The 15,210-nt window shown below is 69.7% G+C and carries 20 protein-coding genes; 10 read left to right on the forward strand and 10 right to left on the reverse strand.

Translation table 11 applies throughout. The features are described from left to right. The first annotated feature begins 146 nt into the window (after positions 1 to 146). The 3 genes from leuA to AB0E91_RS29725 all read left to right on the forward strand — a co-directional run bounded on the left by leuA (position 147) and on the right by AB0E91_RS29725 (position 3,269). Entirely contained in the window at positions 147 to 1,868 is a 1,722-nt protein-coding gene (gene leuA, locus AB0E91_RS29715; protein ID WP_361788187.1) for a 2-isopropylmalate synthase, read from the forward strand. A 201-nt stretch (positions 1,869 to 2,069) separates the two neighbouring features. Beyond that, positions 2,070 to 2,738, forward strand: coding sequence for a TerB family tellurite resistance protein (locus AB0E91_RS29720; protein WP_361788189.1), 669 nt, complete (start codon positions 2,070 to 2,072; stop codon positions 2,736 to 2,738). 129 nt (positions 2,739 to 2,867) lie between these two features. Continuing rightward, positions 2,868 to 3,269, forward strand: a complete 402-nt coding sequence (locus AB0E91_RS29725) for a DUF3052 domain-containing protein (protein WP_361788191.1) — start codon at positions 2,868 to 2,870, stop codon at positions 3,267 to 3,269. Positions 3,270 to 3,271: 2 nt separating this feature from the next. Here AB0E91_RS29725 and AB0E91_RS29730 read toward each other — a convergent pair whose 3' ends face one another. Both AB0E91_RS29730 and AB0E91_RS29735 read right to left on the reverse strand, forming a co-directional pair. Next, on the reverse strand, positions 3,272 to 3,649 hold the full coding sequence (locus AB0E91_RS29730) for a hypothetical protein (protein ID WP_361788193.1): 378 nt from the start codon (positions 3,647 to 3,649) through the stop codon (positions 3,272 to 3,274). Continuing rightward, complete coding sequence (locus AB0E91_RS29735; RefSeq protein ID WP_361788195.1) at positions 3,646 to 3,951, reverse strand: hypothetical protein; 306 nt, start codon at positions 3,949 to 3,951, stop codon at positions 3,646 to 3,648. The genes AB0E91_RS29730 and AB0E91_RS29735 overlap by 4 nt, the downstream gene beginning before the upstream one ends. An 89-nt stretch (positions 3,952 to 4,040) precedes the next feature. Between AB0E91_RS29735 and AB0E91_RS29740 the strand changes: the two genes are divergently transcribed. Then, positions 4,041 to 4,712, forward strand: coding sequence for a hypothetical protein (locus AB0E91_RS29740; protein WP_361788197.1), 672 nt, complete (start codon positions 4,041 to 4,043; stop codon positions 4,710 to 4,712). Between the two features lie 225 nt (positions 4,713 to 4,937). Here AB0E91_RS29740 and AB0E91_RS29745 read toward each other — a convergent pair whose 3' ends face one another. Both AB0E91_RS29745 and AB0E91_RS29750 read right to left on the reverse strand, forming a co-directional pair. Then, positions 4,938 to 5,534 (reverse strand): hypothetical protein, encoded by a 597-nt coding sequence (locus AB0E91_RS29745; RefSeq protein ID WP_361788199.1) that lies wholly within the window; start codon positions 5,532 to 5,534, stop codon positions 4,938 to 4,940. Continuing rightward, positions 5,531 to 5,905, reverse strand: coding sequence for a PadR family transcriptional regulator (locus AB0E91_RS29750; protein WP_361788201.1), 375 nt, complete (start codon positions 5,903 to 5,905; stop codon positions 5,531 to 5,533). The genes AB0E91_RS29745 and AB0E91_RS29750 overlap by 4 nt, the downstream gene beginning before the upstream one ends. A gap of 90 nt (positions 5,906 to 5,995) precedes the next feature. Here AB0E91_RS29750 and AB0E91_RS29755 point away from each other — a divergent pair, with 90 nt between their 5' ends. Next, the gene (locus AB0E91_RS29755) at positions 5,996 to 6,448 is read left to right on the forward strand and encodes a protein phosphatase (RefSeq protein WP_361788203.1); all 453 of its coding nucleotides are present in this window, start codon (positions 5,996 to 5,998) and stop codon (positions 6,446 to 6,448) included. Between the two features lie 120 nt (positions 6,449 to 6,568). Here the strand turns inward: AB0E91_RS29755 and AB0E91_RS29760 are convergent, their stop codons facing one another. From AB0E91_RS29760 to AB0E91_RS29770, 3 genes are all read right to left on the reverse strand, one after another. Next, positions 6,569 to 7,534: a type II CAAX endopeptidase family protein gene (locus tag AB0E91_RS29760; protein WP_361788205.1), complete on the reverse strand. Its 966-nt coding sequence runs from the start codon at positions 7,532 to 7,534 to the stop codon at positions 6,569 to 6,571. Between the two features lie 123 nt (positions 7,535 to 7,657). Beyond that, complete coding sequence (locus AB0E91_RS29765) at positions 7,658 to 8,314, reverse strand: response regulator transcription factor (protein WP_361788207.1); 657 nt, start codon at positions 8,312 to 8,314, stop codon at positions 7,658 to 7,660. After that, positions 8,302 to 9,492: a sensor domain-containing protein gene (locus tag AB0E91_RS29770; protein ID WP_361788316.1), complete on the reverse strand. Its 1,191-nt coding sequence runs from the start codon at positions 9,490 to 9,492 to the stop codon at positions 8,302 to 8,304. Before AB0E91_RS29770 ends, AB0E91_RS29765 begins: the two co-directional genes overlap by 13 nt. 267 nt (positions 9,493 to 9,759) lie before the next feature. Here AB0E91_RS29770 and AB0E91_RS29775 point away from each other — a divergent pair, with 267 nt between their 5' ends. Continuing rightward, positions 9,760 to 9,993 (forward strand): hypothetical protein, encoded by a 234-nt coding sequence (locus AB0E91_RS29775; RefSeq protein ID WP_361788209.1) that lies wholly within the window; start codon positions 9,760 to 9,762, stop codon positions 9,991 to 9,993. A gap of 219 nt (positions 9,994 to 10,212) precedes the next feature. On the opposite strand, the gene AB0E91_RS29780 is transcribed toward AB0E91_RS29775, so the two are convergent. Both AB0E91_RS29780 and AB0E91_RS29785 read right to left on the reverse strand, forming a co-directional pair. Then, positions 10,213 to 10,416 (reverse strand): DUF397 domain-containing protein, encoded by a 204-nt coding sequence (locus tag AB0E91_RS29780; protein WP_361788211.1) that lies wholly within the window; start codon positions 10,414 to 10,416, stop codon positions 10,213 to 10,215. Then, positions 10,398 to 11,231, reverse strand: coding sequence for a helix-turn-helix transcriptional regulator (locus AB0E91_RS29785; protein WP_361788213.1), 834 nt, complete (start codon positions 11,229 to 11,231; stop codon positions 10,398 to 10,400). The genes AB0E91_RS29780 and AB0E91_RS29785 overlap by 19 nt, the downstream gene beginning before the upstream one ends. A gap of 122 nt (positions 11,232 to 11,353) precedes the next feature. On the opposite strand from AB0E91_RS29785, the gene AB0E91_RS29790 reads away from it, so the two are divergent. Together AB0E91_RS29790 and AB0E91_RS29795 are read left to right on the forward strand one after the other, a co-directional pair. Next, positions 11,354 to 11,560, forward strand: a complete 207-nt coding sequence (locus AB0E91_RS29790; protein WP_361788215.1) for a hypothetical protein — start codon at positions 11,354 to 11,356, stop codon at positions 11,558 to 11,560. A 32-nt stretch (positions 11,561 to 11,592) separates the two neighbouring features. Further along, complete coding sequence (locus AB0E91_RS29795) at positions 11,593 to 11,781, forward strand: hypothetical protein (RefSeq protein ID WP_361788318.1); 189 nt, start codon at positions 11,593 to 11,595, stop codon at positions 11,779 to 11,781. Between the two features lie 20 nt (positions 11,782 to 11,801). Here the strand turns inward: AB0E91_RS29795 and AB0E91_RS29800 are convergent, their stop codons facing one another. Beyond that, a complete protein-coding gene (locus AB0E91_RS29800; RefSeq protein WP_361788217.1) occupies positions 11,802 to 12,263 on the reverse strand; it encodes a GNAT family N-acetyltransferase in 462 nt (153 codons plus the stop codon). Between the two features lie 290 nt (positions 12,264 to 12,553). Between AB0E91_RS29800 and AB0E91_RS29805 the strand changes: the two genes are divergently transcribed. Both AB0E91_RS29805 and AB0E91_RS29810 read left to right on the forward strand, forming a co-directional pair. Then, a complete protein-coding gene (locus AB0E91_RS29805) occupies positions 12,554 to 13,303 on the forward strand; it encodes an SCO2525 family SAM-dependent methyltransferase (RefSeq protein WP_361788219.1) in 750 nt (249 codons plus the stop codon). 62 nt (positions 13,304 to 13,365) lie between these two features. Then, positions 13,366 to 15,207 carry an SCO2524 family protein gene (locus AB0E91_RS29810; protein ID WP_361788221.1) on the forward strand — a complete coding sequence of 614 codons (1,842 nt, stop codon included), beginning with the start codon at positions 13,366 to 13,368 and terminating at the stop codon, positions 15,205 to 15,207. The last annotated feature ends 3 nt before the right edge of the window (positions 15,208 to 15,210 follow it).

The raw sequence follows: 15,210 nt of genomic DNA on the forward strand, positions 1-15,210 counted from the left end.
AGGCTGCCCAGCATCATGCGATTCGGGCTGCTTCTCCTTAGCTGCCGCGGCGAGGGCCTGTAGACAAGGCCGACCCCCTCCCCGCGGTGCTCTGGCGTTGCGTCGTCGGCCGTCCATCCGGACCTTTCCGAGGAGCCCCCGCGATCATGGCCAACCGCCAGCAGCCCAGCCCCATGCCGACCCACAAGTACGGCCGGTACGACCAGGTCGACATCTCCGATCGCACCTGGCCGCAGCAGCGGATCACCACCGCACCCCGCTGGCTCTCCACCGACCTGCGCGACGGCAACCAGGCGCTGATCGACCCGATGTCCCCCGAGCGCAAGCGCCGGATGTTCGACCAGCTGGTCAGGATGGGCTACAAGGAGATCGAGGTCGGCTTCCCGGCCTCCGGCCAGACCGACTTCGACTTCGTGCGCTCCATCATCGAGGAGGAGGGCGCGATCCCCGAGGACGTCACGATCTCCGTCCTGACCCAGGCCCGCGAGGACCTGATCGAGCGGACCGTGGAGTCCCTGAAGGGCGCCCGTCGCGCGACCGTCCACCTGTACAACGCGACCGCCCCGGTCTTCCGCCGGGTCGTCTTCCGCGGCTCCAAGGACGACATCAAGCAGATCGCCGTCGACGGCACCCGTCTGGTGATGGAGTACGCGGAGAAGCTGCTGGGCCCCGAGACGGAGTTCGGCTACCAGTACAGCCCGGAGATCTTCACCGACACCGAGCTGGACTTCGCGCTGGAGGTCTGCGAGGCGGTGATGGACGTCTACCAGCCGGGTCCGGGCCGCGAGATCATCCTCAACCTGCCCGCCACCGTGGAGCGTTCGACCCCGTCCACGCACGCGGACCGCTTCGAGTGGATGGGCCGCAACCTCTCCCGCCGCGAGCACGTCGTCCTGTCCGTTCACCCGCACAACGACCGGGGTACGGCGGTGGCGGCGGCCGAGCTGGCGCTGATGGCCGGTGCCGACCGCGTCGAGGGCTGTCTGTTCGGGCAGGGCGAGCGCACCGGCAACGTCGACCTGGTGACCCTGGGCATGAACCTGTTCTCGCAGGGCGTCGACCCGCAGATCGACTTCTCCGACATCGACGAGATCCGTCGTACGTGGGAGTACTGCAACCAGATGGAGGTCCACCCGCGCCACCCGTACGTGGGCGACCTGGTCTACACGTCCTTCTCCGGCTCCCACCAGGACGCCATCAAGAAGGGCTTCGACGCCATGGAGGCCGACGCGAAGGCGAAGGGCGTAACGGTCGACGACATCGAGTGGGCGGTGCCGTACCTGCCCATCGACCCCAAGGACGTGGGCCGCTCCTACGAGGCCGTGATCCGGGTCAACTCGCAGTCCGGCAAGGGCGGTGTGTCGTACGTCCTGAAGAACGACCACAAGCTGGAACTGCCGCGCCGGATGCAGATCGAGTTCTCGAAGATCATCCAGGCGAAGACGGACGCCGAGGGCGGGGAGATCACGCCGCGCGACATCTGGGCGGTCTTCCAGGACGAGTACCTGCCGAACCCGGAGAACCCGTGGGGCCGCATCCAGGTGCGCACGGGCCAGTCGACCACGGACACCGACGGCGTGGACACGCTGACCGTCGAGGCGACCGTGGACGGCGCGGACACGGTCCTGACCGGCTCGGGCAACGGTCCGATCTCGGCCTTCTTCGACGCCCTGCAGTCCATCGGCGTGGACGTACGCCTGCTGGACTACCAGGAGCACACGATGAGCGAGGGCGCCTCCGCGCAGGCCGCCTCCTACATCGAGTGCGCGGTGGGCGACAAGGTTCTGTGGGGAATCGGCATCGACGCGAACACGACACGTGCGTCGCTGAAGGCGGTCGTCTCCGCGGTGAACCGCGCGACCCGCTGACCCGCCGCTGACCGGGACTTTCGGTGCCCGGGCCGTCGTATACGACCTGTGTACGGCGGCCCGGGCACCCTCGTTTATCAGCCGTACCTCACGCGGCGTAATGGGCCGGTCTCGTTCGAGGTGCTGACTCGGGCTCCGCAGTGTGGCTAACATCACGCCAGCGCGGCGATGTTGCCGCGTCGTTACGCGCGGAGGTGCGACGTGCTGCCAGTACGGGGACGAGACGGCCGTGCCGCCAGGGCTGCGCGCATTCTGGGCACCCGCACCACCTGGACTCCGGCCGGGGACGGCGAGTTCTTCTGCCCCGGCTGCGGGGGCGACCGCAACTACCAGCGGATGACGGGCCACGTCCGCCTGACCCTGCTCGGCGTACCGGTCCGCTCGCGGGGCGAGACCGGCCCGGTGGTGGAGTGTGCGGCCTGCCAGCGGCACTACGGCCTGGACGCCCTGGACCACCCCACCTCGCGCCGCCTCTCCACGATGCTGCGGGACGCGGTCCACACGGTCGCCCTCGCGGTCCTGGTGGCCGGCGGCACCGCCTCCCGCGCCCCCGTCGCCAAGGCCGCCGCCACCGTCCGCGCGGGCGGCGTCGAGGACTGCGCGGAAGAGGAACTCGCCGCCCTGGCCGACGCGGCGGGCCCCTACGGCGCGGGCCTCGCCCTCGAACTCCACACCACCCTCGACCCCCTGGCCCCCCACCTCGCCGCCCCCGGCCGCGAGGCCCTCTTCCTGGACGCGGCCCGCATCGCCCTGGCGGACGGCCCGTACACCCCGGCGGAGCGGGCGGCCCTGACGGCGATCGGGGTGGCGCTGCTGCTGAGCGGCTCCGAGGTGAGCGGGCTGCTGGAGGAGGCGCGGTGGCGGTTCTGAGGGGGGAAGGGTTCTCCCCATCGCCGCGCGACTGCCCCGTGACGCCACGCCTTTGTCGCCGTTGAGTATCGCGGCTCCACGTCCGTGGGCCGGGAACAGCGATGACAGGGCGGTAGGACGATGACGACGGTGGACCAGAGCCTGGCGGACCGGCTGGGCATTCGGCCGGGGCAGATCGTGCAGGAGATCGGCTGGGACGAGGACAGCGACGACGAGTTGCGCGCGGCCGTGAAGGAGCGCACCGGCAGCGAACTGACCGACGAGGACAGCGAGGACGTCGCGGACGTGGTGCTGCTGTGGTGGCGCGAGGGCGACGGCGACCTGGTGGACGCCCTCTCCGACGCGCAGGCCGTTCTCGCGGACGGCGGCACCATCTGGCTCCTCACCCCGAAGCCGGGCCGCGACGGCCATGTGGAAGCCGGCGACATCGGCGAGGACGTGACGACGGCCGGACTCGCCCACGGCTCCTCCGTCGCGGTGGCGGAGAACTGGAGCGCCACCCGCCTGACGGGCCCGCGCGACCGCCGCTGAGGTCAGCCCCGCTTCAACAGGCGGGCGAGCCATCCTTCGCGAGGGTGGCTCTCCTCGTCGAGGAACCGGCGTGCCGTCTCCGGCGGGTCGAGCGGGGGATGACCGGCCTGGTGGCGCTGCCAGGAGCGGGTGACCCTCCGCTCCAGCCCGGCGGTGTCGAACTCCTCCGTGCGGGCCAGGACGACCGGACCCCGCCATCCGTCGGGCGCGGTGAGGGCCAGTACGCGGCCGTCGGGGGCGTAGGCGGTGTACTCGCCCTCCGCCACGTCGATCGCCTCCAGGTCTTTCGTGACGTGCGCGAAGGACGCGTAGACGTGCAGCCAGTCGTCGCGGTCGAGGACGAGTACGGTCTCGGGAGGCAGGGGGGCCGCGCCGCTCACTGGTCGCCCCGGAGGAACGCCTGGTAGGAGTCGGCGGCGTCGGGCTCCACGGTCGGTGCGTCCGGGCCGTACCGGGTGTCGGTGCGGTCGCGCTTCGGGCCGGAGAGCCAGAACGTGTCGTCCGTGTCGACGTCGTAGAAGTTCGCGTCGGACAGGCCGAGACCGGTGCCGCGGCGCAGGGTCCGCCCTTGGAAGTAGGCCGTCTTCCAGGTCTTCGAGAAGTCCACCCAGCCGATCCAGGACGGTCCGCGGTCGGTGTCGTAACCCGTCTTGAGCTGCACGAACATGAGTTTGCGGGACATGGCACCAGCTTGACGGGGAGGGGGCACGCCGTAAAGCGGATTTAGGTGGCCACCAGGTCCGAGGCTCTCCTTGAGGGAGCATTGTCCACATGCTGTGGGAGAAGCAGGAGATCGTCGGTGTGAAGTCGCTGGGCAGCAACCGGGTACTCGGTCCGGCCGAGCTGGACCGGTGCGTGTTCAACGGCTCGGCCCTGGCGCAGTTCGACGATCCACACCTGGGGCTGGTCGTCAGAGATGTCACCGCCAGACGCTGTCGGGTGATTCGGTCCCTGGCGCAGGGAGTGCGGTTCGAGGACGTGCGCATCGACGGCCTTGCCGTCGCTTCGCAACTGAACCTGAACGGCTGCGTGTTCAAGCATGTGACGCTGGCGGGGAACATCGGCCCACTGATGGCGACGCCGCCGAACCCTTCCCTGCCGCAGGACGTGCGGGAACGGTTCACCGCCGGGATCGTCGCCTACTACGCCGACGTCGACTGGGCTCTGGACATCTCCGCGGCCGCGTTCTCCGCCGCCTCGTTCTACTACGTTCCCGGGCACCTGGTCCGACGCGACGAGGAGACCCAGTTCCTGCTGTACCGCGACCGGCTGGAACGGTTCGGCGACCTGGCGCGACTGCCCTTGTTCGCACAGATCGCGGCGCGCCGCTTCGAGGCGACTCCCTTCGACACGGTGGTGGCCATCGCCCCCAGGCGGTCGAAGCATTTCGCGACCTACCTGGCCGAACTCGAGGTACTCCGCGCGGAGGGCCTTGCCGACTGAAGGCCACCGGCGGAGTGCCGGGCGGCCGGGTGCTGAGCGGCCGGGTGCCGAGGGCTCAGTCGGCGCACCGCGCGTGCGACGGGGAGTCCCCGGCTGGAACGGGAGCGTGCGATGGTCGTCCGGACTGCGCGACGGGGCCGGGTCGGCGGTCCGCGCTCCTGGCACTCGGCCGATGCCTGGACGCCGGTTGGGCCGAGACCGCCCTCCCGAGGCTGAACAGCAAGCTCAGACGCGCCGCGCCCGCCACAGCCACGCCGCCGTACCGGCCAGCAGCACGAACACCGTCAGGTTGGCCAGGAGGGCCGGGGTGCCGGTCGCCGGGCCGGTGCCGGAGAGGTTGGCGGTGGCGAAGACGGCGCTGGGGAGGACGGCGGTGAGCAGGACGCCGGTGGTCTTCTGGACGGTGGTCCAGTGGACCGAGGTGCACAGGAGCACCGCGCCGACGATGCGGAACAGGACGCCGAAGGCGGGCCCGGGCAGGTCGGGGAAGATCATCATGAAGGGCAGCGAGAGGGTCAGCATCAGGAGCGGGACCAGGGGGTGCACCTTGCCGCGCCGGGCGGGTGCGTCCTCAACGCCCTTTCCCAAAAGGACCGTTGACCCGACCCCCGCCTCGGCCAGCGCGGTCGCCGCGATCGTACGGGGGTCGCCCAGCCCCGCCAGGATCTCGCCGATCGCCGTGTCGGGGCGCTCGGCGCGCGTCACCTCTATGTGCTCGGCCAGGTCGGCGAGGAGTTCCTGACGGCGCTCGGCGGGAAGCGCGGACGCCTCGCGCTCGACGGCGGAGAGGTAGTCGCGGACGAGATCGGCGGAAGTCTTCACGTGAGGTCTCCGGTCGAGGAGGGCGGGGTGTCCAGGAAGGTGTCGACGGCGTCGCGGAAGCCGGGCCAGACGCGGGTGAACTCGTCCAGCGCGGCCCGGCCGCTGTCGGTGAGCGCGTAGTAGCGGCGGGGCGGTCCCGAGGGGGACTCCTGCCAGTCGGTGGTGACCAGGTCGTCGCGGCGGAGCCGGGAGAGCAGCGGGTAGACCGTGCCCTGACTGGTCGCCAGGGCGCCGGAGTCCTCCAGGGCCTGGAGGAGTTCCACCCCGTAACGGGGGCGGTCCCGCATCAGCGCCAGCACGCAGTACTCCAGCACCCCCTTGCGCAGTTGGGCGGCTGCCCGAGCCTGCTTGGTCGAATCACCTGGTTCCATGCGATGCAAGATACCCGGCGAGACAAGTCCAGGGAAGGGGGTTGGTGTCGGCGCCGCCCGCTCCGCGCCTCCGCCGAAATAATCACGGGCATGAGTGACGACCCGTCGACCCCTCCCTGGAACGAGGACGCCCCCGGCGTGCTCCGGCTGCCCTCCGGACGCCTGGTGCGCGGCCGGGGACTGCGCAAACCGCTGGACCCCGCCGCACCCCCGCCCACCTACGGCGTCTACCTCCTCGGCAAGCAACCGCCCCCGGTCTCCTGGGAGTTCCAGTGGCTGCGCTGGCCCGACTTCCGCCTCCCGGCCGACCACGTGGCCGCCCGCGCGGTCCTCACCGACGCGTGGGAGCGGACGGCCGGCGACCGCGTGGAGTTCGCCTGCGGGGGCGGCCGGGGCCGCACGGGCACGGCGCTCGCCTGCGTGGCGGTCCTGGACGGCGTACCGGCGGGGGAGGCCGTGGGGTTCGTCCGGCGGCACTACGACCGGCACGCGGTGGAGACGCCGTGGCAGCGGCGGTATGTACGGCGGTTCGCGTCCCGCTGAGCCGAGGGGGCGACGCGTCGGCGGCTGAGCCCGGAAGAGCGCAGTGGGAGAGCCTGTGTGGCGGTGTCCCTGGTGCGGGTGTCGAGAGGGACACCGGTGGCCGCAGCGATTGTCAATGACTCAGTGGTGAACGGGCGTTGCGTCGAACGATGCGCTGTCCGAGGGCAGACCCAGGCGGCCACGGGTGGAGATGATCACGACGAGGGCCGCGGTCACCGAACTCAGGAGGAAGGCGTGGGTGATGTCCCTTGTCGAGAGGGACGGGAACATGCCGCTCCAGGCGATGGAGATGAAGTTGTTGACGCTGGTGTGGCACAGCATGGCCAGTGGCAGGCTCTCGTTGGTGCGGTTGAAGACCCAGGTCATCACGAAGCTGAAGGCGACCGTGGTGACGACGAACTCCAGCGGCAGGTCCCAGCTCACGTCCGGCCAGCCGCCCCAGTCGCTGAGATACAGCGGCAGGTGCCACAGACCCCACAGCACACCGACGGTCAGGGTGGCGACGACGGGGCTGTGGCGGCGCTGCATGCGCGGCATCGCGAAGTCGCGCCAGCCGGGCTCCTCGGCGAGGCCGGTGGTGACCATCTGCACGACGAGGCCGGGAACGTAGGCGAGGAGGACCGCTGTGGACGGCCATGCGGGGGTGCGGCCCGCCAGGGCGACGGAGCTGAGGGTGAGGACGGCGGGGACGGACAGGGCGACCGCCGCGTACCAGCGCCAGCCGACCCGCCAGTGGCCCATCCGGCGCAGCCAGACGCGCAGGCCCGGACGGCCGTCGGTGGCGGCGGTGACGACGAAGGCGGACGTGATCGGGCCGAGGTAGGCGCCGGGGAGCACCCCGAGCAGCTGGCTCGCCCCGCCGCTGCCGGGGAACGCGAAGTGCCATACGGCCAGGCCGTTCTCGGAGAGCACGTACGGTGTCCACGCCAGCCAGCTCAGGGCGAAGGCCAGGAGGAAGAACCAGGTGAGCGGCCGTCGCCGGATGCGGGCACGTGGGCCGGTGGGCAGGGGTGGGATGTCGGTGGACGGCGGTCCGCCAGAAGGCGAGGGCGGGACGGAGGGGCTGACGGAATGTTCGGCACGCACAGAGCTGTCCTTCAAGTCCGTTGCTGATGGGGTCACTTGAGTCCATCAGCCACAGACCGGAAGGTCATTGCCGTGCGCTTCCCGAGTCGCGGTGCAGCAGGCTGTACCGGCCTGCGCGGGCCCTCAGCGGTGGCGGGCGTTCTCCAGGTAGTGCAGGACCGCGGCAACGCGCCGGTCCACCTGCGGGTGTGGCGCCAGGTCGAGCTTGGCGAAGATGCTGCGGATGTGTTTGTGAACGGCGCCGTCGGTGACGACGAGCCGTTCGGCGATGGCGCTGTTGCCCAGCCCCTGTGCCATCAGGGCCAGTACGTCCCGCTCGCGGGGGGTGAGCCGTTCCAGCCGGGTGTCCTGGCGCGAGCGGGTGAAGAGCTGCGCGACCACTTCGGGGTCGACGGCCGTACCGCCGTCCGCCACTCGTCGCAGCGCGTCGAGGAACTCCTCGACGCGGCCGACCCGTTCCTTCAGCAGATAGCCGAGACCGGCCACACCGGTGGTCAGCAACTCGGTGGCGAAGGTCTGCTCGACGTAGGCGGACAGGACGAGGATGGCGAGTCCGGGGTGGCGCTTGCGGGCCTCGATGGCGGCACGGATGCCCTCGTCGGTGTGGGTGGGGGGCATCCGCACGTCGAGGACGGCTATGTCGGGCCGGTGGATGTCGATGGCTTCGAGCGCCTCGTCGGCCGTTCCGGCCTTGGCGACCACGTCGAGTGACTCCGCACGCAGCAGCAGGGCGAGTCCCTCGCGCAGCAAGGGGTCGTCCTCCGCTATCACGATCCGCATGGGAGATCCACCTCGAGCACTGTCGGTCCACCGTCCGGGCTGGTCAGGCGAAGGCTACCGTCGTGAGCCGCGACACGGCGGCGAATCCCGGTAAGGCCGGAGCCGCCCGCCTCGCCCGCGCCGCCCCGTCCGTTGTCCTCGATCCGGAGCAGCAGTCGGCTGCCCCGAACGCACACGGTGACGGTGGCCTGAGTGGCGGCGCTGTGTTTGGCGACATTGGAGAGCGCTTCGGCCACCACGAAATAGGCGGTGGCCTCGACGGAGGCGGCACACCGCTGCGCCAGGTCGACGTCGATGCGGCACGGTACGGCGCTCTGCACGGCCAGACCGGAGAGGGCACCGGCCAGACCCCGTTCGCTCAGCACGGGCGGCAGAATGCCGCGGGCGATCACCCGGAGTTCGGCAAGCGCCAACTCGGCTGCTGTCTGGGCGCGTTCGAGGAGTTCCTCGGCCCCCGCCGGATCCCGGGTCACCATGCGGCGGGCGGCGCCGAGCAGCAGGGTGACGGTGACGATGCGGTTCTGGGTGCCGTCGTGCAGGGAGCGTTCGATACGGCGCAGTTCGGTGGCGTGGGCGTCCAGGGCGGCGGCCCGTGTCGCGGTGAGTTCGGCGATCCGCAGCGAGAGATCAGCGTGTGGCCCGGCCGCGAGCAGGCGCAGAGCGGGCCGCGCCTGGAGCCGGGCCATACCGGGGCCGAACCCGAGGAGAACGGCGATCCACCCCAGGCCGAGCAAGGACACGGCTGCGGCCTGTGGCCAGGAGTGAGCCGTGCCGAATCCCAAAGAGGTGCTGGTGGCGTCCGGTGCCACCGGCCACAGCAGCGGGAAGGCCATGTCGCGGACGGCCGCGATCGGCAGCAGCACCCCGAGCAGGCCCAGGGCCAGCCCGTACGTCGCATGCACCGCCAGCCAGCCCACCTCACGCCGGGTGGTGGGATCGACGACCGCCGACCGCAATCGCACGGGCGGCGGGTCGGGCGCGACGATCTCGAACCCGTGCCGGGCAAGCCGGTCCCGTTCCCGCGCGGCGAGCGCGTGCAGAACGCGCAGCGCGGCCGGCACCATGAGCAGGCCGACGCCCACCAGACAGGCCACGGCCGACAGAGCGAGCCAGCCGAGGACGACCAGGGCGAGCAGAGCGGTACCGAGTCCGCCCGCGAGCTGCCCCAGCGCGGTCAGCGTGGCAGCGACGACGCCTGCGGCCTCTTGCGCGGGGCGCGTCGTACCAGGTCCGTCCCCGCCGTCGACGCTCTCGTGCTGCCGGGTCCTCACCTGTCCGCCTCCCACCGGCCCGCTGGTGCGTCCGACACCCTATGCCCGTGCGTCAAGGTCGGACGGACCGTACAGGCTGCTGTACCAGGGGCCGGGGCGCCCACGGGATCGCTCCGCCGGTCCGACGGCTCGTAGCGTCGACAACGTCGCGCCACGCAGAGCGGAGTTCCCCTGATGAACACGAACCTTCACCGTCCCGCATCGCCCCACGGCCGGAACGGGACCCGGGCGGCCAACAGCGGTACGAACGTGCTCCGCGGTTTGCTCTGGCTGGTCCTGGCGGTCAGTGTCGTCTGCAACACCGTGGCCTCGTTCACGGGGGCGGGCATCGACATCCACCTGGCCTCCGGCGGGGTGACGACGCTGTGCGTTGCCGCGCTTGTCGTACTCCGCCTGCGGAACCGTTGATGAGCGACGAGGGGGAGTGCGGGGCCGTTCTGCTTCAGGGTCGGACCCAGGTGTAGTTCTCGTCGGTGACGGCGTCCAGAGCCGCGTTGGCGACGGTGGCCCGGGGGTGGGGTGGGGCCGGGACGGGTGACGCGCTGGTCGACTACCCACAGCAGGTCCCCGCCTTCTGCCTGTGTCGTGTCCAGGCCGAGTTCCTCGGCGAGTTCGCAGGGAGTCCCCTCAGAGGTTTGCTGCTCCGACCGCGTTGATGAAGTGGGCCCAGGCGGGGGTGCCGACGACGACTACGGCGCCCTCGGTGACCTTGCTGTCCCGTACGGGGATGACACCGGGGACTCCGTCGGCTACCTCGATGCAGTTGCCACCCTCGCCGTTGCTGTAGGTGCTCTTATGCCAGCGGGCGTTGGTCAGGTCGTACTCGCGCATCGTCTGAAGTCCTCCGCCGCCGATTCGATCAGGGTCAGGGACGCCTCCGGCGACAGCGTGGCGACCCTGAGTAGATCGTATGCGCGCTGGGCTCGCTTCACCACGGCCGGAACGTCCACCAGCGTTCCGGAAAACGAGGTCTCTGTATAGGCGACAGGTGGCGCGTCGTCGAACTCCATGAGCCGGAGGTCTCCGTTCATCGCGGCGTGTGCTCCAGCCGTGTACGGCATCACCGTCACAATGGCCGTTCGATCCCGGATCAGGCGCTTGATGTGTTCCAGTTGGCCTGCCATGGCCGCCGGGCCGCCCACGGGGTTGCGCAGCACGTTTTCGTGCAGAGCCACCCAATACTCGGGCCTTGTAGCGTCGTTCAGGATTCGCGACCGCTCCAGTCGGGCGCAGACGATCTCGTCCACGTATTCGTCGGTCTTGAACGGGTTGGCCGCGATGGTCACCGCGCGGGCGTACGGCTCCGTCTGGAGCAGCCCCGGAACCACCGTCGGGGCGAACTCGCAGATCCGCATGGCCAGACGCTCCAGATCCACCACTTCGGCGAAGTAATCCGCGTACCTCGGATCATCGATCAGCTTCTTGCACAGCCGCTCGAAGATGCCGTCCGTCTCCAGAACCTCGTCGATCCGCCGCGCCACGTCCAGCTGAGGTTTCCGGATCGCCTGCTCGAACTGGCCGATGTATCCGCCGGAGACGAACACCCGCAAACCCAGCTCCGATTGCGTGAGACCCGCGTTCTCCCGACGCCTCTTCAGCTCCGTGCCGAAGAACTCCCAGACCGCCTGACGTGAAACGTTGGCCACAACCAACCCCCTTGTGCTGCCACGCGCTTGTAGGGCCCGAGCCCCTTCCGAGGATAGGGGCGATCGCGTCACCGTGAGGACACGAAGCGTGAAGGCGTAAAGAAAGCGAAGGGATGCGAACCATGGGAACACCGCACGCGTCGGCCTGTGTCGAGGAAGCGGAGCGAACCCTCGTCGAATTGCGCGACGCACTCGCGAAGGCCGGGATCAAGCTGCCCTCGCTGGGGATCGACCCGGTGTCGGTGGTGCGCGAGGCCCCGTGCCCGCTGGTGGAGTTGGGCCGGTGCTCGGTGGAGACGGCGGCCCGGCTCGTCGCGGCGCTGCGGTGAGTGAGGGTCGGCCACCGCTCGGCTCGTACGCGATGGACATGGGGACGGGGCGGGTCGGTGTGGTGATGGGCCACGAGGGCCCGTACGTACAGCTCCGCCCCCTCGGTGGCGGCCGCGAATGGGACTGCCCGCCCGACCGCCTCCGTACGGCCACCGCGGCGGAGCGGCTCCGGGCGGCGACGGCGCGGGCCAACGCCCGCAGCCGGGGTGAGGTTTTGTAAGCCTGACGGGATGCGACTCCTCAAAACGCGAGCCGCATCCGCTGCCTGGGTTCGCCCGGGCCGAAGTACTCGGGGTCGGGCGCGCCGGACGGCGTGAAGCCGAGGTGGCGGTAGAGGGTCACGGCGGAGTCGTTCGCGGGGTCGACCGTGAGGAGGACCTCGCCCGCCCCCTCCTCGCGGAGCAGCCGCAGCATCTCGGTCATCAGCTCGCGGCCCAGGCCGTTGCCGCGCAGGGCCGGGCTGACGACGAGGCTGAGGATCCAGCTGGAGGCGTGGAGCGGCGGGGTCGCCAGGATGTAGCCGTGGAGGGCGATGCCGTCGTCCACCACGAGCAGGTGGTCGCCCAGGGCGTCGTGGAACTGGCGGAGCGCGAAGTAGGGGTAGGGGTCGTCCGGGAAGGTCTCGCGGTCGAGCCGCAGCACGTCAGGGAGATCCGCTTCCGTGATTTTTCGCAGGAAGCGGTCTCCGTGAAGAGGAATCATTCCGTCCCCTTTCCGGTCCCCCGAGATTCGTGCGATATCCGCACTGATGCGACAGTATGCAGCCGCATCCGAGGTGTGATCGGTGCGGCTTCTCCCATGGTTACCCGCTGTTTTTCGGTCATCCAAGTAGAGATCCGGACCAAATGTGGTTGACTGTGTCACGCGAGCGAAATCGCGCGCAGTTCCGATATTGATCTTACCTCGCCCGTTGATGATTTTTGCGTGGCGTGGGTTTCGCTGTGCTCTCATGCTGCTACGCTGAGTTAATGACCTCGGGATCGCCTGCTGGCGTGAAGAAGCTGAATGGTGATGTCGCGTGGGAGGATTTCGACCCCCAGGCGTACATCGAGCACAATTACCGCGTCCTGCATCCGGATGACGAGGCGATCATCACCGTCGTCCGAGATCATTTCAGCGGGCATTTCGGCGGCTCCGGTTCGGTGGCCTCCGGGATCGACGCCGGAGCGGGTCCCAATATCTATCCGGCGCTCACCATGCTTCCCTGGTGCGACAAGATCACGCTCCTTGAGCGCTCGCCGGCGAACGTCCAGTATCTGAACTCCCAGATCGAGTCGTACGGCCCCCAGTGGGACCAGTTCTGGGACGTGCTGTGCCGTGACGAGGCGTACCCCGAGCGGGTCGAGGACCCGCGCGCGCGGTTCGCGCAGACCGTCCACCCCCGTCAGGGCAACCTCTTCGATCTTGCCAAGGGCGACGAGCGCTGGGCGATGGGCACCATGTTCTTCGTCGCCGAGTCGATGACCACTTCGCCGGAGGAGTTCCGGCAGGCCGTCGGCTGTTTCATGACCGCCCTCGAACCGGGCGCCCCGTTCGCCGCCGCGTTCATGGAACACTCCCGGGGATACCGGGTGGGGGAGAGCGATTTCCCCGCGCTCGACATCGATGAACAGGGAGTTCGTGAGGCACTCGACATTCACGCGTCGAATGTCGATACTCATCGGCTGGGAAAACCGGGTGGCCTGTTGCGCGAGGGCTACACGGGAATGATCATCGCCACGGGTCATCGGAGCGACCGGTAAATGCGGAGATCCATTCACCGTCTTCACCGTCGGGATGACATACCTGTGTGAGGGGCATGGGGATGCAGATCCAACCCAGACAGAATCTGCTGTCGATCTGGCAGGCCGTAGCACGTCACTGTTTCCCCGGTGGAGCCTGGGAATGGGGAGAAGGGGGCGGACAGAGCAGCGTCGCCGACGCCGAGCGACTGCTCTGCCTGCTGTATCCCGCGACCGAGGCTCCCGCATTCCGTCTCGACGCGCCCGACACCACCCAGCCCGACGTGGAGAAATCCCTGCGTTCGGTCGGGGACGCCACGGAGATCCCGGAGACACTGGTCCGGGTGCTCACCGAATTCATGGAGCGCCACCGCGCCGGTGACACCCCCACCTTCTCCGGCGGGAACTACTTCTCCGCCCTCAGCGACGAGGACGAACTGTCCAAGGAGCAGCGGGGCCTCGGCGTCGTCGACGCCTACAGCCTCTCCGTCACCCTGTGTCTGGCCACCCTCGGCTTCCTGAAGGTCTACCAGACCAAGACCGAACGGCCGGGCACGCTCCAGCTGATCGAGTCCCTGCGCCAGGCCACCAACGACCGGCTCACCGCCGCCATGGTCAACCTCCTGCGCGCCTTCACCGTCGACGTGTACACGGTCGACTCCCCGCAGGGCCAGGCGCTGTGCCGACTCCTCGGGCAGGGCCGCACCCCCGACCGCATGGTCCTCCAGCAGTTCCAGGAGCGCTTCCGCGCCCTGCGTGCCGTCATCCGCGAGAGCGTCGTCCTCGGCGTCGACGTCGAGGAACAGCTCGGCAACGAGAACCGCCTCTTCGAATGCGGCTGGGCCTGGAGCGTCGTCCGGGGCGCACCCTTGGTGGAGACCTCCGAGTCCATCGGCGAACAGCCCACCGGCGTCGCCCGCGCCGTGCCGTACCTCTACTTCACCGTCGTCGCCCTCGACGGCATCCAGGACCTGTTCTCCGACCGCACCCTCGTCCTCGGCCTGCTCAACCAGGAACAGCAGAAACTCGCCGAGGCGCTCCGCCTGCGCTGGACCATCACCCAGCAGTACTGGTCCGGCATCGCCCGCTTCGACGACGACCGCTGGCCCCTGGAGGACATCCCCTGGCGCACCACAGGGCAGCGCATGGAGTCCGAGTACTTCTCCCTCTGCGTCGCCTCCATCCTCGTCCACGACCTGGTCCGCCGCCGCGCCACCGAGGACGACCTCAACCGCACCGTCGGCATCATGGAACGCCTCGCCGAGCGCGGCCGCGTCACCGCGAGCATCACCCGCAAGGACTCCGCCGTCCTGCTGCACAACCCCGGACTCGCCCTGCCGCTCGCCTCCGACCACCCGCTCGGGCCGCCCATGCGGTGGACCATGACCGACTTCTCGGCCCAACTCCTCAAGCGCACCATCCAGTTGTGCGCCCTCTCGCGCAACGTCGCCGCCCACACCCGGCTGCTCCAGCTCGCCGAGCGCACCATGGACCATCTGTGGACGCGGCGCATCACCGACGGCGACGGCGTCGGCCTGTGGGACAACGTGCACGCGATCTTCCCCGACTCGGCCGACCGCCAGAACCAGCCGTCCTGGACCATCACCGAACGCATCACCGAGTGCATGGTCGCCGCCCAACAGCTCTACAACCAGTCACCCATCCGCAGCGCCGAACCCACCGCGCTCGCCCACGCCCTCCTCAGCGAGGCCACCCACCTCCTCGGCACCGAGCAGCTGGAACAGCCCGCACCCATCGCCAAGAGCCAGGAAGGGGCGGAACTCAAGGGCATCGAAGCCGACCTGCGCCGCGCCCGCTCCCTGCTCGACACCCAGCCCGGCACGTCCTGCGCGCTCGCCCTGAACGTGCTCAGCCGGCTCGACGACCTCGCCCGCGCCCGCGCGGCCGGGTCCCAGGGGGTATGAGTC

It is taken from the genome of Streptomyces sp. NPDC026659, from assembly GCF_040638245.1.
In the GTDB taxonomy this organism is placed as follows: domain Bacteria; phylum Actinomycetota; class Actinomycetes; order Streptomycetales; family Streptomycetaceae; genus Streptomyces.